A 19,246-nucleotide genomic window follows, 5' to 3' on the forward strand; every position below is an offset into this window, starting at 1 on the left:
AGAGTCATTTATAATACCCAGCATTTTTTTCTTTACTTATTTTTGTTTGCTCTCTATAATATTTTATAAACCCCTATGGGTATATTTTTTATCAAAAAAAATACCCGTGTAGGTATATGAGGAGGATCTTATATTATGAGGAAGAAAGTAATTATTATTGGTGGTGTGGCAGGTGGGGCAACAGCTGCTGCACGATTAAGAAGGATAAGTGAAGAAGTAGAAATTATCTTGATTGAAAGAGGAGAGCACATTTCTTTTGCTAATTGTGGGCTGCCTTATTATATTGGAGAAACGATTAAAGACAGAAGTAAGTTGCTCGTACAGACAGTGGAAGGAATGTCAAAAAGGTTTTTATTGGATATTAGAGTACAGAGTGAAGCAATATCGATTGATGCGAATAATAAAAAAGTCACGATTAAAAATTTACAAACAGAAGAGATATACGAAGAAACTTATGATAAGCTGTTGCTTTCACCAGGAGCAAGACCAATTATTCCCCCTATATTAGGTATAGAAAACCATCAATCACTATTTACACTAAGAAATATACCAGATACAGATCGCCTAAAAGCCTTTGTAGATCAAAACGCACCAGAAAGTGCTGTAATTATAGGGGGCGGATTTATTGGTGTAGAAATGGCAGAAAACTTAGTTGCCCGTGGAATGAAGGTAACGATTGTGGAGAAGGGGAATCAAGTGTTAGGTCCACTTGATGTGGAAATGGCAGGTCCTGTACAAACACATCTTAAGCAAAACGGGATAACACTTATCTTAGGTAATGGAGTAAAACAATTTAAAGGTAATGGAAATATTATAGTACTGGAAGATGGGACGGAAGTGCAAACAGATATAACCATTCTATCTATTGGAGTGAGACCAGAAAATGAGTTAGCCAAACAAGCAGGACTAGAAATTGGAGAAAAAGGTGGTATTGTTGTAAATCACTTATTACAAACTTCTAATCAAGATATTTATGCTGTTGGGGATGCTATTGAAGTTCGTGACTATATCAATAGAAAGAAAACAATGATACCTCTCGCAGGGCCAGCAAATCGCCAAGGGAGAATTGCTGCTAATAATATGATGGGAAAAAAAGAGAAGTATGAAGGAACATTAGGTACTTCAATTGTCAAAGTATTTGACTTAACAGTAGCTACTACAGGGAATAATGAAAAAACACTCCAAAAATGGGAAATTCCTTATGAAGTAGTCCATATTCACCCTAATTCACATGCTGGCTACTATCCTGAAAGTTCTCCAATTACGTTTAAATTGATATTTGATAAAGAATCAGGACAAATATATGGGGCACAAGCAATTGGAAGAGAAGGTGTCGATAAACGGATTGATGTCATTGCAACTGCAATTAAAGGTAATTTAAGTGTAGAAGATCTAACTAATCTAGAACTGTCATATGCACCACCATATTCATCTGCCAAGGATCCTGTAAATATGGCAGGATATGTGGCGTCGAATATTGTAGATGGAGAATTAGAGCAAATCCAATGGCATGAGGTAGATCAGATTGTGCAAGATGGTGGATATTTACTGGATGTAAGAGAAAGTGTAGAGAGAGAGTTTGGATATATAGAAGGTTCACTTAATATGTCATTAGGTGAACTAAGAGAGAGAATGGATGAGTTATCAAAAGATCAACCGATTTATGTAAGCTGTCAAGTTGGTTTAAGAGGATATTTAGCTAGTAGAATATTAAAAAATAACGGATTTAATGTTAAAAACGTTGATGGTGGCTGGAAAACCTATTCCTCAGCTTTTGCGTATACAAAAAAGGTAGAAAGAACGGAAGAAAGCAATCAAACAAATGAAGAAATAAGAGAAGACGAAGGCTTTCAAATTGAAACTGTACTAGATGTTGCCGGATTAACTTGTCCAATGCCAATTGTGAAATTAAAACAAGGGATGGATCAATTAGAGAGTAAGCAAGTGCTAGAGTTGCAAGCGACAGATAGAGGGGTATTAAGTGATTTGCCAGCATGGACAAAAAAGGTAGGACATCAAATTTTAAAAATGGAACAAGTAGGTTCTACTATTAAATTTTGGATTAAGAAAAAATAAAGAAATAGAGAATTCTCTTTAGTTACAATTGCTATACATTCGCTTCAGCTAGTTTGACAGGCTATAATAATGATCAATAAATCATGTATAATGTAGGATAATAGTGACTAACTGAAAATATAGCAAATGGAAGGGGTATTTTCTTGGAATATAATGATCAATTAAAAAATAGAGTTAAGCGAATGGAAGGACAATTAAGAGGAATTCTGAAAATGATGGAAGAGAATAAAGATTGTAAGGAAGTGATTACACAGTTATCAGCTGTTCGTTCAGCAGTAGATCGAACAATGGGTGTTATTGTGAGCACTAACTTAGTTGACTGTGTGGTAGAAGCCCAGGAAAACGGAGAAAAAATGGATGATGTGATTAAGGAAGCAGTAAATCTGTTAGTCAAAAGCAGATAATGAACAAAGATAAAAAGCTCTAGAACCAATAGAGCTTATAATTTTAGATGATTATATACCCATAGGGGTAACGGTAATTAAGAGAGGAGATAATATGGCAACGAAAACGACGATTGTGTTATTCAGTGGTGATTATGATAAAGCGATGGCTGCCTATATAATTGCTAATGGGGCAGCTGCTTACGATCATGAAGTTACTATCTTTCATACTTTTTGGGGATTAAATACTTTAAGAAAAGAAGAAAATATAAAAGTAAATAAGGGATTGTTAGAAAAGCTCTTTGGAAAAATGATGCCAAAAGGAGCAGATAGAATGGGGCTATCCAAAATGAATTTTTTAGGATTTGGTCCTATGATGATTAAACATGTTAGCAAACAGCATCAGGCAATGACACTTCCACAATTAATAGTAATGGCGCAGGAACAGAAGGTAAATCTTGTCGCATGTACGATGACAATGGATTTACTTGGATTAAAAGAAGAAGAGCTGTTAAAAGGGGTTGATTATGCTGGTGTTGCTGCCTATTTGGCTGAAGCAGAGGATGGCAATGTGAATTTATTTATCTAAAATTAGTTTTTCGAGGGAAGGGGTAAATGAAATGAAAGAAATAACAACAACGGAATTAAATAGCAAATTGCAGAGTGGAGAGAAAGTCTCGATTATTGATGTTCGGGAACCAGCGGAAGTGGCGACAGGCAAAATTCCTGAAGCAATAAATATTTCTTTGCGTCTTATTGAATTTAGAATGCATGAATTAGATAAACAAAAAGAATATTTTATGGTATGTCAATCGGGAGGAAGAAGTAGTCAGGCTGCTCAAATATTAAATAAAAATGGATATCGTGTAGTAAATGTCATTGGTGGTATGCAAAGCTGGGAAGGAAAAGTTGAATAAGAAGTATAGTTAAAAACAGGAAGCGTGAAGCCTTCCTGTTTTTAAACATTGTTATTGTATCTTTGGAAATTTCACGGGAGTATTTATAGAAAGCTTGTCCTTGTAAGAACGGTAGGCGATCAATACATGATCTTTTGTACTCGCATCCAATTGTAAGATGAAGTCTCCATTTGTTTCTAAATAATAACGAATACCATTCTCTTGTAAGTGACTGAAGTAATAATAATTGCCTAATAAATATTTGCTTTCTGTTTTTGTTTCTTTATTTTCTTTTATATATTTTGCCAGTTCATTAACGGACAGAGAAGTTTCACCCGTTAAGGTGAAAAAACCTTTTCGAACCGAATCAGCAGCCTGAATAATGGAATCTTTCACTTTAGTGACCATCGTATCCAAATAACTATTCATTTTTTCCTCCATACAATTGCTAATTTTCGTGTTACTATCATTTATCTTTAAAAGACTGATTAAATTTTGTTAATTCAGGATCTTTTTTTAATTGCTTGACATGAAATGCTGTTGTTTCAACTTCTGTATCTCTGCTTATTCCTAACTGATCTCCATCAGCGTCCGCCATTACCCCTTCACGTGGACCATCCATATTTGGATCAACATTTACTTGAACTTGATTTCTAGGCATCTTGACACCTCCTAGTGATAGGATGGATAAAAAGAAAGAAAAAAATCCATGATTTAGTGTTTTTAAAACCTTTAGTCTCTAGTAAAAATTAACAAAGCAATAGTTCTATCATTGTCGATTATTAACAATTTTTAAGCGTATAGTTTCTAGAACGTTCACCATACTAATCCTGTTGTTTAAAATCCATTTACAGGGGGAGATTATATTGTTGCAAAACGGACAGCAAGTACACCAAAATCTACAAACAGGTCAAGTTCCACAAGCGATGAATCATGGCGGACATGAAATGTTTGATGTTCATGAAGTACTAGTTGGAGCAATAAATACAATGAATTTGTATAAATTGTTAGGAAACCATATTCAGGATCCAGAATTACGAGATATTCAAAACAGACAATATCAATTTATTCAAGAAGAGTACAATTTAACATTAGAGTGTTTTCAAACTGGACAACCTCCTGCAAAGAGAACTGAACCATATATGATGAAAGAAAATAATGATTTCATCTTTGGAATGACCCAGATGCCTCCTGCAAAGCCAATTCAAAATGTGACGGAAATGAGTGATCAGCAAGCTGCAGTTGCAATGCTTAGTGCATTAAAAGCTTCTGCTTCCATGAAAACAATGGCAGCAGCTGAAACAACTAATCCGGTTGTACGTCGAGTTATTGCAGCTTCTATTCCGAACTGTTTGGAAATGGCTTATGAAGTATCTTTATACCAAAACAAGCATCATTATTATCAAGTTCCTCAGCTAGCTGCTCAAGATATGCAAAATATCTTAAACGGATTTGCAGCTGCACAAGGAGCTCCAATGATGCAGCAGCAAATGAATATGAATAATAATATGCATTAATTTAAAGGAAGTTATCTCTCTTTGAGATAACTTTCCTCCATAATACTTTGTTAAAATGAGGTTTGTATGATGGGAAAAACGGTAATGATGTTAATTCTTTTAATTCCCTTTCTACCTTCTATGGTGATTGCACAAACAAAGATTCCTATTTTGGTTTACCATTCCATTGAAGAGTTCCATGGACAAGGTTCAAAAGAATTATATGTGACTCCAGCAAATTTTGAAAAGCAAATGATTTATTTGCGAGATCATGGTTTTACTCCGTTAACTTTTGAAAAATGGCAGGATATAAATAAAGTTAGAAAGCCAATTTTTATTACGTTAGACGATGGTTATAAAAATAATGTAAGAGTGTTGGGAATTTTTCGAAAGATGAAAACAGACGATTTTACCCCAACAGCAACGATGTTTGTTATAGCAGATTTTATCGGAAATGCCAATAGGTTATCTAATCAAGAGTTGAAAGAATTAGCTAGTTCAGGTTTTCTATCAATTCAATCCCATACAGCAACACATCCTGATTTGGTGAAAACAACAGACTATAAACATGAGCTAAAAGATTCGAAAGACAAAATCGAAGCAATTACAGGAAAGAAAGTCATTGCCCTTTCTTATCCTTATGGAAATATTGATTCTAAGACAATGGAGGAAGTCAAGAAGCATTATTCTTTTGGGCTAACCACAACACCAGAATTCTATAGTGCAAAGGGAATAAAGGATGAACTCTATCTGTTACCGCGTAAGTATGTTAAGTACTCTACCACATTAGAGGAGTTTGCTGATATAGTCGAGGGGCAGTGAAGGGTTGATTGCTTTGAAAAGTAATCGACTTTTGGCGCTTTTTGTCATTTTATTTCCCGGAAAATGAAAAGACTGACTCTACTCTAACGTTTAAGCTATAGAAAGTCAGTCTTTTTTCTTCACTTCATACCCGTATTTGCTTTCACAATAACCTCGGCGTATTTCTTTTCATCTCGTTTATTGGAGAGGATGGTCCCAATAATTGCACCGAGAAAACCTGCAGGAATGGAAATGATAGCAGGATTTGTTAACGGGAATATAGCCGTTCCAGTTAAAATAGCAGCACCAGGTACAGGATTAAGTACACTTGGGCTGATGGCAACCAACACTAACGCCGTAAGTAGTCCTGTTACTACGCCTGATATAGCGCCGGCTGTATTAAATCTTTTCCAGTAGATTGTAAAAATGATAACTGGTAAATTAGCACTGGCTGCTACACAGAATGCAAGGGATACGAGAAAGGCTACATTCATTTTTTGAGCAAAAAGTGCAAGGATAATGGATAGCAAGGCTACTGCAACCGAAGCATAACGAGCTGCTTTCATTTGCTGTTTTTCGGTAACCTTTCCTTTTTTGATTATTTGACCATATATATCATGGGCAAAGGCTGAGGCACCTGATAATACAAGTCCTGCAACAACTGCTAGAATGGTCGCAAATGCTACCGCCGAGACAAAACTCATTAAAAAGTCACCGCCAAGAGCGTGAGCAAGCAATGGTGCTGCCATATTGCCCGCAGCATTTGCTTCCACAATGTCGCTAGCCCCTACAAAAGCAGCAGCTCCAAAGCCTAAAAAGATGGTTAAGATGTAGAAAATGCCTATAACCCAAGTTGCTGTTACAACAGAGTTTCTAGCAGTTTTCGCATCTTTTACTGTGAAGAAGCGCATTAGTATATGCGGCAGACCAGCAGTTCCTAGAACGAGTGCTGCCATCATAGAAATAGTATCGAGAGAGTTGGTATACTTCACGCCGGGATTAATATAGTTTTCTCCTAATGGTGTAAGTGTTTTGATTTCGTCGAACATCGTAAGAATATTAAAGTTGAATTTTGCAAGAACAAGAAAGGAGATAACAACTGTTCCAAGCATTAAAAGGACAGCTTTTATAATTTGAACCCAGCTTGTAGCAGTCATACCGCCAAATAATACATAAATAGTCATCATGACGCCAACAATTAAAACCGCAAGCCAATAATCGATTCCCAATAATAGCTGGATAAGGGCGCCAGCTCCAACTAATTGAGCAATCATATAAAAAATTACAATGGTAATCGTGCTTAATGCGGCTACACCACGCACTTTTTTCTGATCAAAGCGGGCATTTATCATATCAGCAATTGTATACTTTCCTAAATTTCTTAGTGGTTCTGCAACAATATAAAGAACGACTAAATAAGCAACTAAATATCCAATCGAATAGAAAAATCCATCAAAACCAGTTAACGCGATGGCACCTGCTATTCCGAGGAAGGAGGCGGCTGATAAATAGTCCCCTGCAATCGCTAAGCCATTTTGCCAGCCTGTTAATCCCCCGCCAGCAGTATAAAATTCACTGGTTGTATTGGTTCTTTTAGCTGCCCAATATGTAATGATAAGAGTGATGAGGACGATAATGACAAACAACATTAATGCGATTGGACTCATTTATTGTTAGCCCCTTCCATCTGGTTTTCTTCCACAATGTCAGCAGCTAATTCATCAAATTTCATTGCTTTTCGAACATAAATCATGGATAACACCCAAGTCATGATAAACTGTGCAAATGCATACACCCACGTCCATGTAATCGATCCGATAGCAGGCTTGTTTAAAATAGTTGTGTAAGAAGTCAAAATTGGTAACATAAAATAAAAGAGTAAAAAGAAGACGGTGAGAGGAATTAGAAATTTTTTCTTTTGGGACATTAATTGCTTGAACTTAGAACTATTGGCAATTTGTACGAAATCGTAAGGCGGAGATTGCTTTTTTGCATCTTTGGCCAAATTACTCATTCACTTTCCCCCTTGAAAATAATATATTTTTCAATATAACAATAGTGTAAAAACTTCATAGAAGAATCGCAATGGTTCTTTTTTCTTAAATGTAAGCGTTTTACTTGAGCGAAAGGGCTTATTTTTGTTGAAAACAACTAAATTTATGCGAATAAAAGCTTAAGGGAAAATGGAATTATTTTGATAGTGTTGTGTAGAAGTATTTACTATATTAAAATTTTTTTCTTTGTTTATTAAGTTTGAAGACGGGGTAGATCTTAATCGAACAGCAATATGAAAAGTCAAGGAGGAGATAGCGTCATGTTTCGTCATCAAAAAGAATTACAGTTTGAAGTGAAAGTGGACAGACCAGATCCAATGTTAGCACGTCAAATTCAAGAGGTGCTTGGAGGACAATTCGGTGAAATGACCGTAATGATGCAATATCTTTTCCAAGGTTTTAATTGTCGCGGAGAAGAAAAATATAAGGATATGCTCATGGATATAGGAACGGAAGAGATTGGTCACGTTGAAATGCTTTGCTCTCTAATCAGTCAGCTTCTAGATGGTGCATCACCTGAGGATCAGGCTGAAGCAGCGAAAGATCCAGCAGTTGCAGCCATTATGGGTGGAATTAATCCACAACATCTACTTGTAAGTGGATTGGGTGGCATGCCAACTAATTCTAATGGGGTACCTTGGAATGGATCGTATATTGTCGCAAGTGGAAATCTTTTAGCAGATATGCGTTCAAATTTACATGCAGAAAGCCAAGGACGCTTACAGGTAGCAAGATTGTATCATATGACAACTGATGAAGGAGTAAGAGCTACATTTAGAAAAATGTTAGCTCGTGATCGTTACCACCAATATCAATGGCTAGCAGCAATCGAGGAATTAGAAGCTAAAAATGGTGTAGTTGTTCCAGCAACCTTCCCTCCGGAAGCAGAAAAAGAATCTCAGCCAGAAGCGTATGAATTCTGGAATTTATCAGAAGGAGATGCTTCTTCAGAAGGTCTCTGGGCAACAGGTAGTGCCCAAGATGGAACAGGAGATTTTGTGTATGTAAAAGAACCAGTTCCAAAGGGGCAAGTTCCTCTCAATCCCATTCCACCTGAATCATTGCATCATGATTTAAATATTAAAAAGTAAAAAATATAGAGGAAAATAGACACAAACTATTCGGTCCAATAATAGTTTGTGTCTATTTTTTTCCTTTTTATTGGCTAGTAATCTTGTTGGAAATAGTGTAGAATAACTTAAAAAAGTTTAAATAATCACAAGAGTTTAAATTTTTCGTGTTTCCATCAGCTTGTTTTCATGTTACATTTAAACAAGTTATGGATTCTAGCGGTGTGAAAGCCACAAGTTAGATTTTTCTATACATAAAAATATATACATATTTCTGAAAAATCTAATATTAAAGAGAGAGAAGAAATTTTACGGAGGTAGGGATTCAAATGACAAAAACGATTATTAAAGCACCATTTAGAGCAGATCACGTAGGAAGTTTACTGCGTCCTCAATCTATTCATGATGCTAGAAAGAAGTTTGCAGATGGAGTTATTTCAGCAGAAGAACTACGTGCAGTAGAAACAGAAGAAATTAAACGTATTGTGGACAAGCAGATTGAGGTTGGTCTTCAAGCCGTTACGGATGGAGAGTTCCGCCGCAGATTTTGGCATACTGATTTCATGGAGCATTTAACAGGAGTAGAAGGCTATGTACCAGACCATGGTTATAAATTTAATGGGGTTGAAACGGAAGCTTACGATGTGCGAGTAACAGGAAAAGTATCTTTTAATCCTGATCATCCTCATTTAAAAGATTTTAAAGAATTCTATGAGATTGTGGGCGATCGTGCCGTTGCAAAAATGACCATTCCAAGTCCAAACCAATTTTTCAATGCGGGTATCCGTAATGAAGAAATCTATCCGGATATTGAAGATTATGCAAATGATATTATCCAAGCTTATCGTGATGCTGTTCAAGCATTCTATGAGGCAGGCTGCCGTTATCTACAATTTGATGATGTATATATTGCAGGACTTTGTGCTCCAAAGCTGCCATTTGCAAAAAGTGAGTTAGAAAGACAAGAATTAATTGACCTAGCTTTACGTGTGGTGAATGGTGTTCTAGAAGGAAAGCCAGAAGATTTAATCGTAACAACACATCTTTGCCGTGGAAACTATCAATCTACTTGGGCGTTTGAAGGTCCATATGATAAAATCGCTCCTAGCTTCTTTGCAAAAGAAAAAGTAGATGGTTTCTTCTTGGAGTATGATGATGAGCGTTCCGGTGGATTCAGGCCACTTGAATTTGTACCAAATGGAGGTCCACAAGTAGTTTTAGGTGTATTCACATCAAAAACTGGTGAATTAGAAGATAAAGAAGCAATCAAAGCACGTGTAGAAGAAGCTTCTAAATACGTTGCCCTTGAACAGCTTTGTATCAGCCCGCAATGTGGATTTGCTTCAACCCATCACGGAAACATCTTATCAGAAGAAGAACAATGGAATAAATTAAAATATATTGTAGATGTAGCGAAAGAGATTTGGGGATAAGATAGGTTATAGGAGGATAAAAGAGGCACATACTCATATTAAATGTGCCTCTTTTTTTAGCAACTTCTATAAAAAGATATAATAAGGTTATGAAGTTTGTTTTAGAAGAGAGGAATAGCAGATGCAATGGAGTAAGTTAAAGACCAAAATGGAAGGTTTTATTAGTGAAAAATTAAAAGATAGAATGCAAATTCATATTACTGCTTATCGAAAATTCCATGATAGCCCAAGAAGGATTTGGATAACTTTTGATAAAGAAGTAATAGTTAGTGCTTCGGATACTAACTATTGGCTTTTACATGAGAAAATATATGAAGAAATAAAGTTTGAACAACGATTAAAGCCAATTCCGTATGAGGCGGATTGGTGGAAAATGTATGAATCAGAGGAGCGACAAGAATTGGTAAGAGCTTCTGAAGAGGCAGAACAAAGTCTCTTAACTGCAAATATAATGGATAGTGGGTATGTCTATCAATCCTTTCTTGATTATTGCTCTCTTTCTATAGATCATGCTTTACATTCTGAGAATGAATTTATTAGAGCTTTTGCTATGGTTGATAGGAGGATTGGAAAAAGGAGATTAAGTAATATAGATAGAAAGACACTGAATCATCCATTAATTAGTAAATTTTATCAAATACGATGTCAGGTAGAAAAAATGGCAAAAAGATAACGGATTAGCTACTGTCTAATTGGTTATCTTTTTGCCATCTTCAAACAAGCTTAGAGCCTCACCATAAAAATACTCCCTTTTCCTTTTTCACTCTCCACATAAATTTTCCCGTTACATAGTTCGACGATTCTCTTTACCAGTGCTAATCCTAAACCATTTCCCGATTGGGAATGAGAGGTATCGCCTTGATAAAATTTATCAAAAAGACGTTTTTTTGTTTGGTCATCCATTCCAGGACCATTATCTTGAATCGAAAAACAAACTTCTTCTTTGAACTTAGTGAGATGTATTGTTATGTTTCCGCCTATTTCGGAAAACTTAATAGCGTTATCTAAAAGATTTAGCCAAATTTGCTGAGTTAAATCTTCATTTCCGTGATAAGTAACTTCATCAAGCTCGACATCTATGACTATATCTTTTGCGGACCATTTTGGTTCCATCAATACAATCGTTTTTCGAATTTGCTCATCTAATCGAAATGGAGTTTTTTCGGTAATAATCTCGAGATTTTCATACTTTGATAGGATGAGTACATTTGTAGAGAGTGCAGCTAAGCGCTCAGACTCGGTAATGATTATATCAAGATATTCTTGTCTTTCCTCTTCCGTTAAGTTATTTTCTTTTAGTAATTTTGCGAAACCGCGTAATGAAACAATAGGTGTTTTGAATTCATGAGAAAAATTATTAACAAAATCACTTCGTAATGTTTCAATTCCAGAAAGCTCTTGGGTCATTTTATTAAAGCTATGAGATAATTCTTCTAATTCGCCTATTCCCTTTATGTTAACTTGTACAGAGAAATCCCCGCTGGCTACTTTATGGGTTGCATCAATTACCGTCCGAATAGGATTTAATGCTTTCTTACTGAGAAAGGCTGTTAGGGAAGTCCCAAGTAAAATGCAAAAACCTAAAAAGGCAATGAGCGGGAATACGGGAAGCTGACTATTGTCTGAAATAATCCCTAAATGCTGTAAAGCAAAAGTTATAACAGCAACAACTAGGACTGTTGCCATCATGACGCCAAAAACAAACATGACTAGTGTAATGGCAAGGCTTAAACGTTTTGTGAAAAATTCTCTCATCCTTTTTTCACTGCCTTATAACCAAGTCCTCTGACTGTTAAAATTTCAAACTCTGGAAAATCACGAAGCTTGTCTCTTAATCGGTTAATGTGGACATTGAGTGTACGATCATCCGTTTCAGATTCCATTCCCCAGATTTCATCCATAAGCTGAATTCGAGTGAAAATCATATTTGGATATGATAATAGTTTAAACAATAAGAAAAACTCTTTAGGTGGTAAGGTAATAACATGATTCTCACGAGAAACGGTAAGGGCATCATAGTCGAGTACAGTTTTCCCGATTGTTAAACGATGCTCATTTACAATCTTCGCTCTCCGCAGCAGAGCCTTAATACGTAAAATCATTTCTTCTTCATCTACTGGTTTGGTCATATAATCATCCGTACCAACAAGAAATCCTTTTCGTTTATCTGCTGCCTCCTGCTTGGCGGTAACCATTAAAATAGGGAGGTTCTCCCACGTCTGCCGCAAATGCTGTGTTAATTCGTACCCGTTCATTTTGGGCATCATTAAATCGAGTACAGCTAAATCAACATGCTCTTTTTCCATTATCTGAAGAGCTTCGATCCCATCTTTAGCTGCATAAGTCTGAAATCCATGGTGCTTTAAGACAGCACACATTAATTTTCTAGTATTTGTATCATCTTCTACCACGAGTATTTTAAACATCTAATACCTCCATTCATTTAAGTTATACCTATTTTATTATAAAAATGTAAACTGAAAATTAATTTAGAGAAGTTTATATTCAGTTTACTTTACCACGGTATACTAAGAAACATAAAGAAGAAACCGGATAATCATTAAGTAGACATTTGGATAGGTAGTAGAGAGGAGATCGTTTTAATGGGTTACACCATTTTATTTAGTTATTATGAAATAGTAGGAGAAGAAGCACATTTGATAGATGAATATAAACTTCCAGTTAAAGAGCGAAAAGAGAGCTTAGAAACCTTATTAATAGAGCAGAACTACAAATTTATTGGAAATGTCGATTTATGGGGATTTCGTACTAGCAAATTTATGAATATTGCCGAGATTATTAAAAATTGAAGCAGATAGCCGGAAAGATACATAAATGTCGTCTTTTAATAAGGTCTGCTCATTTATAAAAAAGTTTGATTAAATTCCTGTGTAGATAGGCAAGATATTTCTGATTCGTAAACATGTCATATTCTTGCATAGAACTTTTAAAATCACTTTAGATAATTATGATAAAATAAGCGGAGGAGTTGGAGCTTAATATTGAAGGTATCGTTGAAGTTAACGAGAACCATTTCCAGTACTCTCAAAAAGGTCAACGTAGGATTTCGGAACGCAAACCTCGTAAACGTGGCGGGAAATCCAACCTTTGAGGCATAAGCCACGAACAAGTTTGTGTTCTTATTGCAAGAGACCGTATCAAAGCAACTGTCTCAAAAGTAGCTTGTATGGGGAATGTCGTTAAAATGATAGTGGAGAGTATATTGGCTCTAAACTGACAACTGATAATCTACTCGTTACAAGATGCTTGGAGAGCCTATAAAACCTATGGAAAGGAAAAAGGATTAAAACATTATCGAATTAAATCAAACGATGGATAGACCGTTTTAAATGTGTAGATACAAAGTATCTCGACAACTATCTCGCGTGGTTTTTGTTTGTAGATAACCGTAGTAAGAAAGCATAAAACACAATATTAAAGAATTTCTGTTAACATCATTTGTATTTGAGATGACCGACACTTATGATAGTTTACGCCTATCAAAGTTTAAAGCTTAGATTTTAGGAGGGAGAATATGGACGAAAAGCAAAAGGTTGTTGCAGTTGTAAATAAAAAACAATTAGCTTCAGTTATGAACAACACGAAATGGGAGCAGTTGCAGAAATTTGTAATTGATACATTGCCGTTCACCCCACCTTATCAAGTTAAGTATGTATTAGAAGATGCTCCTTACCCAGAAACTTTTATAGAAGATGTATGGTATTGGGGTGATTGGGAACAGGGGCTGCGTCCGTTCTATTCCATAGAATGGTTGCGAATCAGACCAAGGTATGTAAAAAGTAGAGGTAGACTTATTGAACCTGAAAGATTTGATATAACTGATGAATTCATAGAATTATTACAAAAGCTAAATATTCCGTTTGTTAAAGAAGATAGCATAATTTGTATTTATGGTTATGTTAAAAGTACAGAAACATTCAATTGTTAAGCCCTAAATGAAAAAGAGCGGGGATCCAAAAAAAGGTTCCCCTACTTACTATCCATATTTGTACATTAAAATTTAACAGAGCCTTTGTTTTTAATAAATAAAACTAGCGAGTAAAGCATAATCAATCGGATGCAATTGTTTTTTTATCGATCAAATACAGTTAAAAGAATATAAGAGAATGGCCCATGTTATAGTAGTTGCCTTTTTGCTATTACTGTTTATAGCTTGTTTAAACTTCAAGCTCTGCTCCCAAAACCAGGAGCAGAAACTATTAGACTCACCAGTTCATGAGACATTATACATGCTGGGAAAATTCTTGAGAATTTATCTTTTTTTTACAATAAAGATAAATTTAATCATCAAGTAACGGAAGGAGTATTCTGATGGTTGTTCCCTTCTCAAGCTCAGTTCTTACTTTAATGGAACCGCCATGGAGTTCAATTAGCTTTTTTGTTATCGTCATACCGAGTCCTGTTCCGTTCATTGAGCTGCTTGTATTTGTTCCTCTGTAATAGCGTTCGAACAATCTGTTTAGTGTTTCATTATCCATGCCCACACCATTATCTTTAATCGTAATTACCAGCAAATGATGGTCAAGCTTTCCGATCGTTATTGTGACAGTCGTTTTTGGTGGATTATACTTAATTGCATTTTCAATTAAGTTTTCCATAATGCGTTGGAACCACTTTGGATCTACTGCTGCAATCAGTTCCTTAGGGGAAGGCTGAAATACAAATTCATATTGCGGTCCTGCAGGCCCGTTCACATAGTGGATGACAGTTCGTCTGATTTGTTCATTTATTTCCACTTTTTCCTTGGCGATAGGAAAGCCCTCACTTCTAAGCTGATACGTTAAGGTCAAATCTTCCAGAAGCTGTTTCATGTAGTGCGCCTTTTCCTTGATTGTGCTAGAAAAAGTCCGAACTTCTTCTTCAGTCCATGAATATTGATCTGATTGTAGCATCTCAGCATATCCTCCTATAGAGGCAAGCGGCGTTTTTAAATCATGGGATAGTCCGCTAATCCACTCATCTCGAGCTTTGTTAGCCTTTCTTCTTAATTGTTTATTTTGTTCCAGCGATGTTGTCAATTGGATAAGTGTGGTAATCAATTCCTTATATATTTTATATTTCCGTTGTAGCTTTCCTTTTTTCGTAAGCATCATAGAGTGCTTGTTATGCCCTTCTTCATAATTTTCCTTCCCCAAATCTCCAATCCATTTCATGATGGTAACAAGTGGAGCACCGAATTTATAACCAAACCAAATATTAAGCATAATTAACAATAAAAGAGCAAGCAAAAATAGGAAAAGAATTTTGTTCCCAGTATCTTGCATTATTTCTGTATCGGATTGCAAGCTGTTTGTTTGGTCTGTACCTGTTAGAAGAACCTGACCTGTCTCTCTATTATAGTAGGTGGATACATCCTTTTGTTCGTTCTTAGTAAGCTGAAATAGTTCTTGGAAAGAGTACCTATCCTTTTGATTGTCTGCTTCATAACTGTCCTGAACTACACCATCTTTACTAACCAGCTGAACCCAACCATGTTTATTGGTAATTGTTTTTCCTTGAGTATCGGTAATATTTAGTTGGTTTTTCTGCCAGTTTACTGCAACTTTAATAGTATTTAAAATGGACTTGCTGCCAACTTCTTTTCCATAAAGGACAATGAGGGGCTCAGCAGTATCTTGTTGAATTGACCACATATAGTAATGGTATGAATCATCTTCACTTTCCGAAAGTAGCAGGGCAAAGTCGATTTTTGAGAATGAGGTACCCTTTGGCAGATTATATGTTTTTATGGGATTTCCGTCCTCCGCCAAGATAGCAAGCCAACCATTCTGTTTCCTGACTAAATCCTTTAAATCATTGGATATAGAAATATGACTATTTTTAACTGATATCCAGTCTTCCATATTAGATGAGTCAGCCTGAGTCAAGTCAGAGTATAGTTCGTTTTTCATGACAGTGAAACCAATAATTGCCCAAAATAATAAAAAAATAATGGATACGAGAAAAAAAACAAACAAAAGCTGAAAAAAGAATTGCAGGATGAATCGTTTGGTCATATTCATTTTATTTGTAACCTTCTACAGATAATTTATAGCCGAGCCCTCTCACTGTCACGATATACTGCGGCTGGCTGGGATCTACTTCAATTTTTTCTCTAAGTTTGCGTATATGAACCATAATCGTGTTATCCTCTCCAAGAAAATTCTCGCCCCACACATTTTCATAAAGTTGAGCTTTACTGAAAAGTTGATTAGGATGCTTGCAGAAATATAGTAGTAACTGATACACCTGTGCAGGCATGGAAACTTTAACTCCTCTTACCATGACTTCTCCAGATGAACTATTTACAAATAAGTCACCATATTGATATGTAGTTGATTCCTTTACTGTATTAGCTGTATATCTTCTCAGATGAGCTTTCACTCTCGCTACTACTTCCAATGGATTAAAGGGTTTGGTGATATAATCATCAGCACCTAATGCAAACCCTGAAAGTTTATCAAGGTCAGTGGACCGCGCTGTTAAGAAGAAGATGGTGGCATTTGTCTTTTCTCTAATGAAAGGACAAATATCAAAACCACTTCGATCTGGAAGCATGACATCTAGAAAAATTAAGCCGTAATCGTTAACTGCACATAGTTGTAATGCTTCCTCCGCTGTTTCGGCAGTATCAATTCGCTCAAATCCTTCCTTCTGCAAAATAATCTTTAACATCTGGTGGATAGCCTGTTCATCATCCACTATTAACAATCTTATCTTTTTCATATAATTCGTCTCCCTAATGTCCAAATATAAAGATATCATATCATTTTTTATCCTCATTATTAGAAATTAAGGAAGAATTAAGGTTCTGATTTTAAAGGGTTAAGGTACGATAGGTATAATTCTTATAGATTAAGGAAATGAGGTGTAAAATGAAAAAAGTATTTAGTGCTATAGCAACCGTAGCGGCCGTAATTATGCTTTCAAGACATATTGGAAATGAGTTTGCAGCTCAGAATTATTCTAGCTTAGCAATAATCCTGATGATTGGATTAATTGGTCAAATTCTCTTCCATTTTCGAGAGAAAAAAGTTAGTGATTAAGCAGCCTTTAAGAGAATCAGGATAAAATTTAGGATGAAAGAGAGAGTTTAATATTATGCTTACTATAGGGAAAAGAGAATTTCTCCAATTATTTAAAGGGTTTAAATCAATTTTATTAATTTTAGTATTTTTAGTCACATCCTATTATTCAGCTAAGTTTGCTGATGGTATAGCTGAGGCAATGGAACTGACAGCGCAAGAGGCAGGTGAAGCTCATTTAGTTGGATTATTGTTTTTAGTTATGTTTTTTGGACATTTATTTGTGGCGAGTCTATCTCATGACAGTATAAATAAAGAAATCCGTGAAAGAACCATGCGGTTTTTAGTAACTAAAACAACTAGATTTTCTATTATAGTTGGTAAGTTTTTGGGTATTTGGATGTTTTGGTTTGTTTGTCTGTTTCTGTCATTCTTAATAATTGCTCTAACAACAGAAAAAATAGATTTTCTAGTTTTTGCTCAGACGATGAGCCTACTTACATTGCAGATATCATTCATTCTCTTAATGTCCGTTCTCATCAATAAGCCAGGAGCAACAATGTTCCTTGGAATTCTTGGAGGGATATTGTTACCAATATTAGGAGGTTGGTTTGTGCTTACTTCTAATCCAGCAATTAGTTGGCTAAAATATGTATCACCTTTTTATTATCTGGACTTAAATGAATATAGCTTCTTAGTTCTTCTTGTAGTTGCAGCTATCTTAATTTATCTTACTAATTTATTATTCAAGAGGAGGGAATGCTGATGTCAGCTATTAAAGCAGTAAAGATGACAAAGAAGTATAACGGAGTAACAGTAGTTAACGGAATTGATTTAACAATGGAAGAAGGGGAATTATTTGGATTTTTGGGTAGAAATGGCGCAGGAAAATCAACTTTTATCAATATGCTGACAGGGATTGCGAAACCTACTTCAGGTTCATTTTCTTTGTTAGGAGGAAATATAGATCACATAGAGGTTAAAAGAAAAATTGGTGTGCTGCCTGATTATTCAAGTTTCTACGAATCCACTACAGCACTGGAGCATTTGCGGTTCTTCTCTGCACTATCTGGTGAAACTGCACAAAAAAGTGAGTGTCTTGAAGTATTAGAAGCAGTCGGATTAGCTGATCATGCTAATAAAAAATTAGGAAAGTTCTCGTTTGGAATGAAAAAGAAACTTGGTGTCGCTCAAGCCATTATCCATGATCCAGAGCTCTTATTTTTGGATGAACCAACATCAGGGATGGATGCAGAATCAGCAATTCAAATTCAACAGCTGATAAAAAGACTGCATGGAGAAGGCAAGACGATCTTTTTAACTTCTCATAATTTGGATGAGGTCGAGAAATTATGTACCAGAATTGCTATCATGAAAGAAGGTAGGATTGTAAAAATCGGAACAATGAATGAACTCAGAGCATTTTATCGTTCCAACATTATCGTAAATATTAAACATAGTCCAATACCTGTTTCAGAATTATCAAAGTTTCACCAATGGATTAAAGATAAAGGTACGGAAATTCACACAAAAGAGGAATCACTTACTATCACAGTTGAGGAAGAAAATAGAATTTCTGAAATCACAAGAGCCCTAACGGCATGTAATACAAATGTTTACCGAGTCAATGTTGAGGAACCAACTTTAGAAGAGATATTTTTGGACTGACCCCTTAAATTAGGGGTCTTAGACATTTAGACACTTAATGAAGGAGGCATAAGGATAAAAAATGGAGGTAGATATTAAAGTATGATCAGAAATATAATTGGAACTACGTTAATTCTGATAAGTTATTTAGTAATGGGAATAAATTGGTTTTATTTGCTGCCAAGAGGGTTAGAATCCATGCCATATTGGAGTTAGATTGTTTTTATAGGTGCTTTTTTTGGAGGGATTATTAAATATTATAAACCAAATTCTAAAAATAAAAATAAGGAATATAGGAAACTGAGTAAAATCAGTGAATTTTCGGATGATTTAATAGACGTTATAACAGGTCATATTAATAATGA

22 protein-coding genes and 1 pseudogene are annotated in these 19,246 nt (G+C 35.5%); 15 read left to right on the plus strand and 8 right to left on the minus strand.

Annotation, left to right across the window (positions count from 1 at the left end; translation table 11 throughout):
- Positions 1-135: 135 nt before the first annotated feature.
- The 4 genes from NX902_RS07455 (at position 136) to NX902_RS07470 (ending at position 3,376) form a co-directional block, all read left to right on the plus strand.
- Positions 136-2,076 carry a CoA-disulfide reductase gene (locus tag NX902_RS07455; protein ID WP_171509464.1) on the plus strand — a complete coding sequence of 647 codons (1,941 nt, stop codon included), beginning with the start codon at positions 136-138 and terminating at the stop codon, positions 2,074-2,076.
- Between the two features lie 143 nt (positions 2,077-2,219).
- Positions 2,220-2,480: a metal-sensitive transcriptional regulator gene (locus tag NX902_RS07460; RefSeq protein ID WP_123257294.1), complete on the plus strand. Its 261-nt coding sequence runs from the start codon at positions 2,220-2,222 to the stop codon at positions 2,478-2,480.
- Between the two features lie 94 nt (positions 2,481-2,574).
- On the plus strand, positions 2,575-3,048 hold the full coding sequence (locus NX902_RS07465; protein WP_341160675.1) for a DsrE/DsrF/DrsH-like family protein: 474 nt from the start codon (positions 2,575-2,577) through the stop codon (positions 3,046-3,048).
- A 31-nt stretch (positions 3,049-3,079) separates the two neighbouring features.
- On the plus strand, positions 3,080-3,376 hold the full coding sequence (locus tag NX902_RS07470; RefSeq protein WP_123257296.1) for a rhodanese-like domain-containing protein: 297 nt from the start codon (positions 3,080-3,082) through the stop codon (positions 3,374-3,376).
- A 51-nt stretch (positions 3,377-3,427) separates the two neighbouring features.
- Here the strand turns inward: NX902_RS07470 and NX902_RS07475 are convergent, their stop codons facing one another.
- The gene (locus NX902_RS07475; RefSeq protein WP_123259735.1) at positions 3,428-3,784 is read right to left on the minus strand and encodes a hypothetical protein; all 357 of its coding nucleotides are present in this window, start codon (positions 3,782-3,784) and stop codon (positions 3,428-3,430) included.
- Positions 3,785-3,821: 37 nt separating this feature from the next.
- Entirely contained in the window at positions 3,822-4,016 is a 195-nt protein-coding gene (locus tag NX902_RS07480; RefSeq protein WP_123257298.1) for a hypothetical protein, read from the minus strand.
- 265 nt (positions 4,017-4,281) lie between these two features.
- Here NX902_RS07480 and NX902_RS07485 point away from each other — a divergent pair, with 265 nt between their 5' ends.
- Positions 4,282-4,872 (plus strand): spore coat protein, encoded by a 591-nt coding sequence (locus tag NX902_RS07485; protein WP_163186132.1) that lies wholly within the window; start codon positions 4,282-4,284, stop codon positions 4,870-4,872.
- Between the two features lie 69 nt (positions 4,873-4,941).
- Positions 4,942-5,673, plus strand: a complete 732-nt coding sequence (locus NX902_RS07490; RefSeq protein WP_171510299.1) for a polysaccharide deacetylase family protein — start codon at positions 4,942-4,944, stop codon at positions 5,671-5,673.
- A 119-nt stretch (positions 5,674-5,792) separates the two neighbouring features.
- Here NX902_RS07490 and NX902_RS07495 read toward each other — a convergent pair whose 3' ends face one another.
- A complete protein-coding gene (locus NX902_RS07495; RefSeq protein ID WP_171509465.1) occupies positions 5,793-7,319 on the minus strand; it encodes a solute symporter family protein in 1,527 nt (508 codons plus the stop codon).
- On the minus strand, positions 7,316-7,666 hold the full coding sequence (locus NX902_RS07500; RefSeq protein WP_095332143.1) for a DUF485 domain-containing protein: 351 nt from the start codon (positions 7,664-7,666) through the stop codon (positions 7,316-7,318). Before NX902_RS07500 ends, NX902_RS07495 begins: the two co-directional genes overlap by 4 nt.
- A 300-nt stretch (positions 7,667-7,966) precedes the next feature.
- Here NX902_RS07500 and NX902_RS07505 point away from each other — a divergent pair, with 300 nt between their 5' ends.
- From NX902_RS07505 to NX902_RS07515, 3 genes are all read left to right on the plus strand, one after another.
- On the plus strand, positions 7,967-8,797 hold the full coding sequence (locus tag NX902_RS07505; RefSeq protein WP_095332145.1) for a manganese catalase family protein: 831 nt from the start codon (positions 7,967-7,969) through the stop codon (positions 8,795-8,797).
- Between the two features lie 308 nt (positions 8,798-9,105).
- Positions 9,106-10,209, plus strand: coding sequence for a 5-methyltetrahydropteroyltriglutamate--homocysteine S-methyltransferase (locus tag NX902_RS07510; RefSeq protein WP_123257301.1), 1,104 nt, complete (start codon positions 9,106-9,108; stop codon positions 10,207-10,209).
- A gap of 121 nt (positions 10,210-10,330) precedes the next feature.
- Positions 10,331-10,882 (plus strand): SF0329 family protein, encoded by a 552-nt coding sequence (locus tag NX902_RS07515; RefSeq protein ID WP_171509466.1) that lies wholly within the window; start codon positions 10,331-10,333, stop codon positions 10,880-10,882.
- Positions 10,883-10,932: 50 nt separating this feature from the next.
- Here NX902_RS07515 and NX902_RS07520 read toward each other — a convergent pair whose 3' ends face one another.
- Both NX902_RS07520 and NX902_RS07525 read right to left on the minus strand, forming a co-directional pair.
- On the minus strand, positions 10,933-11,964 hold the full coding sequence (locus NX902_RS07520) for a HAMP domain-containing sensor histidine kinase (protein WP_095332151.1): 1,032 nt from the start codon (positions 11,962-11,964) through the stop codon (positions 10,933-10,935).
- Positions 11,961-12,635, minus strand: a complete 675-nt coding sequence (locus tag NX902_RS07525; protein ID WP_095332153.1) for a response regulator transcription factor — start codon at positions 12,633-12,635, stop codon at positions 11,961-11,963. The genes NX902_RS07520 and NX902_RS07525 overlap by 4 nt, the downstream gene beginning before the upstream one ends.
- Positions 12,636-12,812: 177 nt before the next feature.
- On the opposite strand from NX902_RS07525, the gene NX902_RS07530 reads away from it, so the two are divergent.
- From NX902_RS07530 to NX902_RS07540, 3 genes and pseudogenes are all read left to right on the plus strand, one after another.
- On the plus strand, positions 12,813-13,019 hold the full coding sequence (locus tag NX902_RS07530) for a hypothetical protein (protein WP_123257303.1): 207 nt from the start codon (positions 12,813-12,815) through the stop codon (positions 13,017-13,019).
- Positions 13,020-13,213: 194 nt separating this feature from the next.
- A pseudogene (locus NX902_RS07535) lies at positions 13,214-13,727 on the plus strand (IS1595 family transposase); the annotation flags it as partial.
- 17 nt (positions 13,728-13,744) lie between these two features.
- Entirely contained in the window at positions 13,745-14,158 is a 414-nt protein-coding gene (locus NX902_RS07540) for a DUF6678 family protein (protein WP_095332157.1), read from the plus strand.
- A 352-nt stretch (positions 14,159-14,510) separates the two neighbouring features.
- On the opposite strand, the gene NX902_RS07545 is transcribed toward NX902_RS07540, so the two are convergent.
- On the minus strand, positions 14,511-16,232 hold the full coding sequence (locus NX902_RS07545; RefSeq protein ID WP_341160676.1) for a sensor histidine kinase: 1,722 nt from the start codon (positions 16,230-16,232) through the stop codon (positions 14,511-14,513).
- 1 nt (position 16,233) lies between these two features.
- Positions 16,234-16,935, minus strand: coding sequence for a response regulator transcription factor (locus NX902_RS07550; protein WP_095332161.1), 702 nt, complete (start codon positions 16,933-16,935; stop codon positions 16,234-16,236).
- Positions 16,936-17,084: 149 nt separating this feature from the next.
- Here NX902_RS07550 and NX902_RS07555 point away from each other — a divergent pair, with 149 nt between their 5' ends.
- Genes NX902_RS07555 through NX902_RS07565 form a run of 3 tightly spaced genes read left to right on the plus strand, consistent with a single transcriptional unit; the run spans position 17,085 to position 18,902 of the window.
- Positions 17,085-17,255, plus strand: coding sequence for a hypothetical protein (locus tag NX902_RS07555; RefSeq protein ID WP_164463596.1), 171 nt, complete (start codon positions 17,085-17,087; stop codon positions 17,253-17,255).
- A gap of 55 nt (positions 17,256-17,310) precedes the next feature.
- Positions 17,311-18,000: an ABC transporter permease gene (locus NX902_RS07560; RefSeq protein WP_123257305.1), complete on the plus strand. Its 690-nt coding sequence runs from the start codon at positions 17,311-17,313 to the stop codon at positions 17,998-18,000.
- Complete coding sequence (locus NX902_RS07565) at positions 18,000-18,902, plus strand: ABC transporter ATP-binding protein (protein ID WP_172860123.1); 903 nt, start codon at positions 18,000-18,002, stop codon at positions 18,900-18,902. Before NX902_RS07560 ends, NX902_RS07565 begins: the two co-directional genes overlap by 1 nt.
- Positions 18,903-19,246 lie beyond the last annotated feature (344 nt).

Origin of the sequence: Niallia sp. FSL W8-0954 (genome assembly GCF_038005605.1) — a bacterium.
GTDB lineage: Bacteria > Bacillota > Bacilli > Bacillales > Cytobacillaceae > Niallia > Niallia circulans_A.

Coding starts and splice junctions, on each gene's coding strand:
- NX902_RS07455 (WP_171509464.1), top strand. CDS start 136: ATGAGGAAGAAAGTAATTATTATTGGTGGTGTGGCAGGTGGGGCAACA.
- NX902_RS07465 (WP_341160675.1), top strand. CDS start 2,575: ATGGCAACGAAAACGACGATTGTGTTATTCAGTGGTGATTATGATAAA.
- NX902_RS07470 (WP_123257296.1), top strand. CDS start 3,080: ATGAAAGAAATAACAACAACGGAATTAAATAGCAAATTGCAGAGTGGA.
- NX902_RS07475 (WP_123259735.1), bottom strand. CDS start 3,784: ATGAATAGTTATTTGGATACGATGGTCACTAAAGTGAAAGATTCCATT.
- NX902_RS07480 (WP_123257298.1), bottom strand. CDS start 4,016: ATGCCTAGAAATCAAGTTCAAGTAAATGTTGATCCAAATATGGATGGT.
- NX902_RS07485 (WP_163186132.1), top strand. CDS start 4,282: ATGAATCATGGCGGACATGAAATGTTTGATGTTCATGAAGTACTAGTT.
- NX902_RS07490 (WP_171510299.1), top strand. CDS start 4,942: ATGGGAAAAACGGTAATGATGTTAATTCTTTTAATTCCCTTTCTACCT.
- NX902_RS07495 (WP_171509465.1), bottom strand. CDS start 7,319: ATGAGTCCAATCGCATTAATGTTGTTTGTCATTATCGTCCTCATCACT.
- NX902_RS07500 (WP_095332143.1), bottom strand. CDS start 7,666: ATGAGTAATTTGGCCAAAGATGCAAAAAAGCAATCTCCGCCTTACGAT.
- NX902_RS07505 (WP_095332145.1), top strand. CDS start 7,967: ATGTTTCGTCATCAAAAAGAATTACAGTTTGAAGTGAAAGTGGACAGA.
- NX902_RS07510 (WP_123257301.1), top strand. CDS start 9,106: ATGACAAAAACGATTATTAAAGCACCATTTAGAGCAGATCACGTAGGA.
- NX902_RS07515 (WP_171509466.1), top strand. CDS start 10,331: ATGCAATGGAGTAAGTTAAAGACCAAAATGGAAGGTTTTATTAGTGAA.
- NX902_RS07520 (WP_095332151.1), bottom strand. CDS start 11,964: ATGAGAGAATTTTTCACAAAACGTTTAAGCCTTGCCATTACACTAGTC.
- NX902_RS07525 (WP_095332153.1), bottom strand. CDS start 12,635: ATGTTTAAAATACTCGTGGTAGAAGATGATACAAATACTAGAAAATTA.
- NX902_RS07530 (WP_123257303.1), top strand. CDS start 12,813: ATGGGTTACACCATTTTATTTAGTTATTATGAAATAGTAGGAGAAGAA.
- NX902_RS07540 (WP_095332157.1), top strand. CDS start 13,745: ATGGACGAAAAGCAAAAGGTTGTTGCAGTTGTAAATAAAAAACAATTA.
- NX902_RS07545 (WP_341160676.1), bottom strand. CDS start 16,232: ATGAATATGACCAAACGATTCATCCTGCAATTCTTTTTTCAGCTTTTG.
- NX902_RS07550 (WP_095332161.1), bottom strand. CDS start 16,935: ATGAAAAAGATAAGATTGTTAATAGTGGATGATGAACAGGCTATCCAC.
- NX902_RS07555 (WP_164463596.1), top strand. CDS start 17,085: ATGAAAAAAGTATTTAGTGCTATAGCAACCGTAGCGGCCGTAATTATG.
- NX902_RS07560 (WP_123257305.1), top strand. CDS start 17,311: ATGCTTACTATAGGGAAAAGAGAATTTCTCCAATTATTTAAAGGGTTT.
- NX902_RS07565 (WP_172860123.1), top strand. CDS start 18,000: ATGTCAGCTATTAAAGCAGTAAAGATGACAAAGAAGTATAACGGAGTA.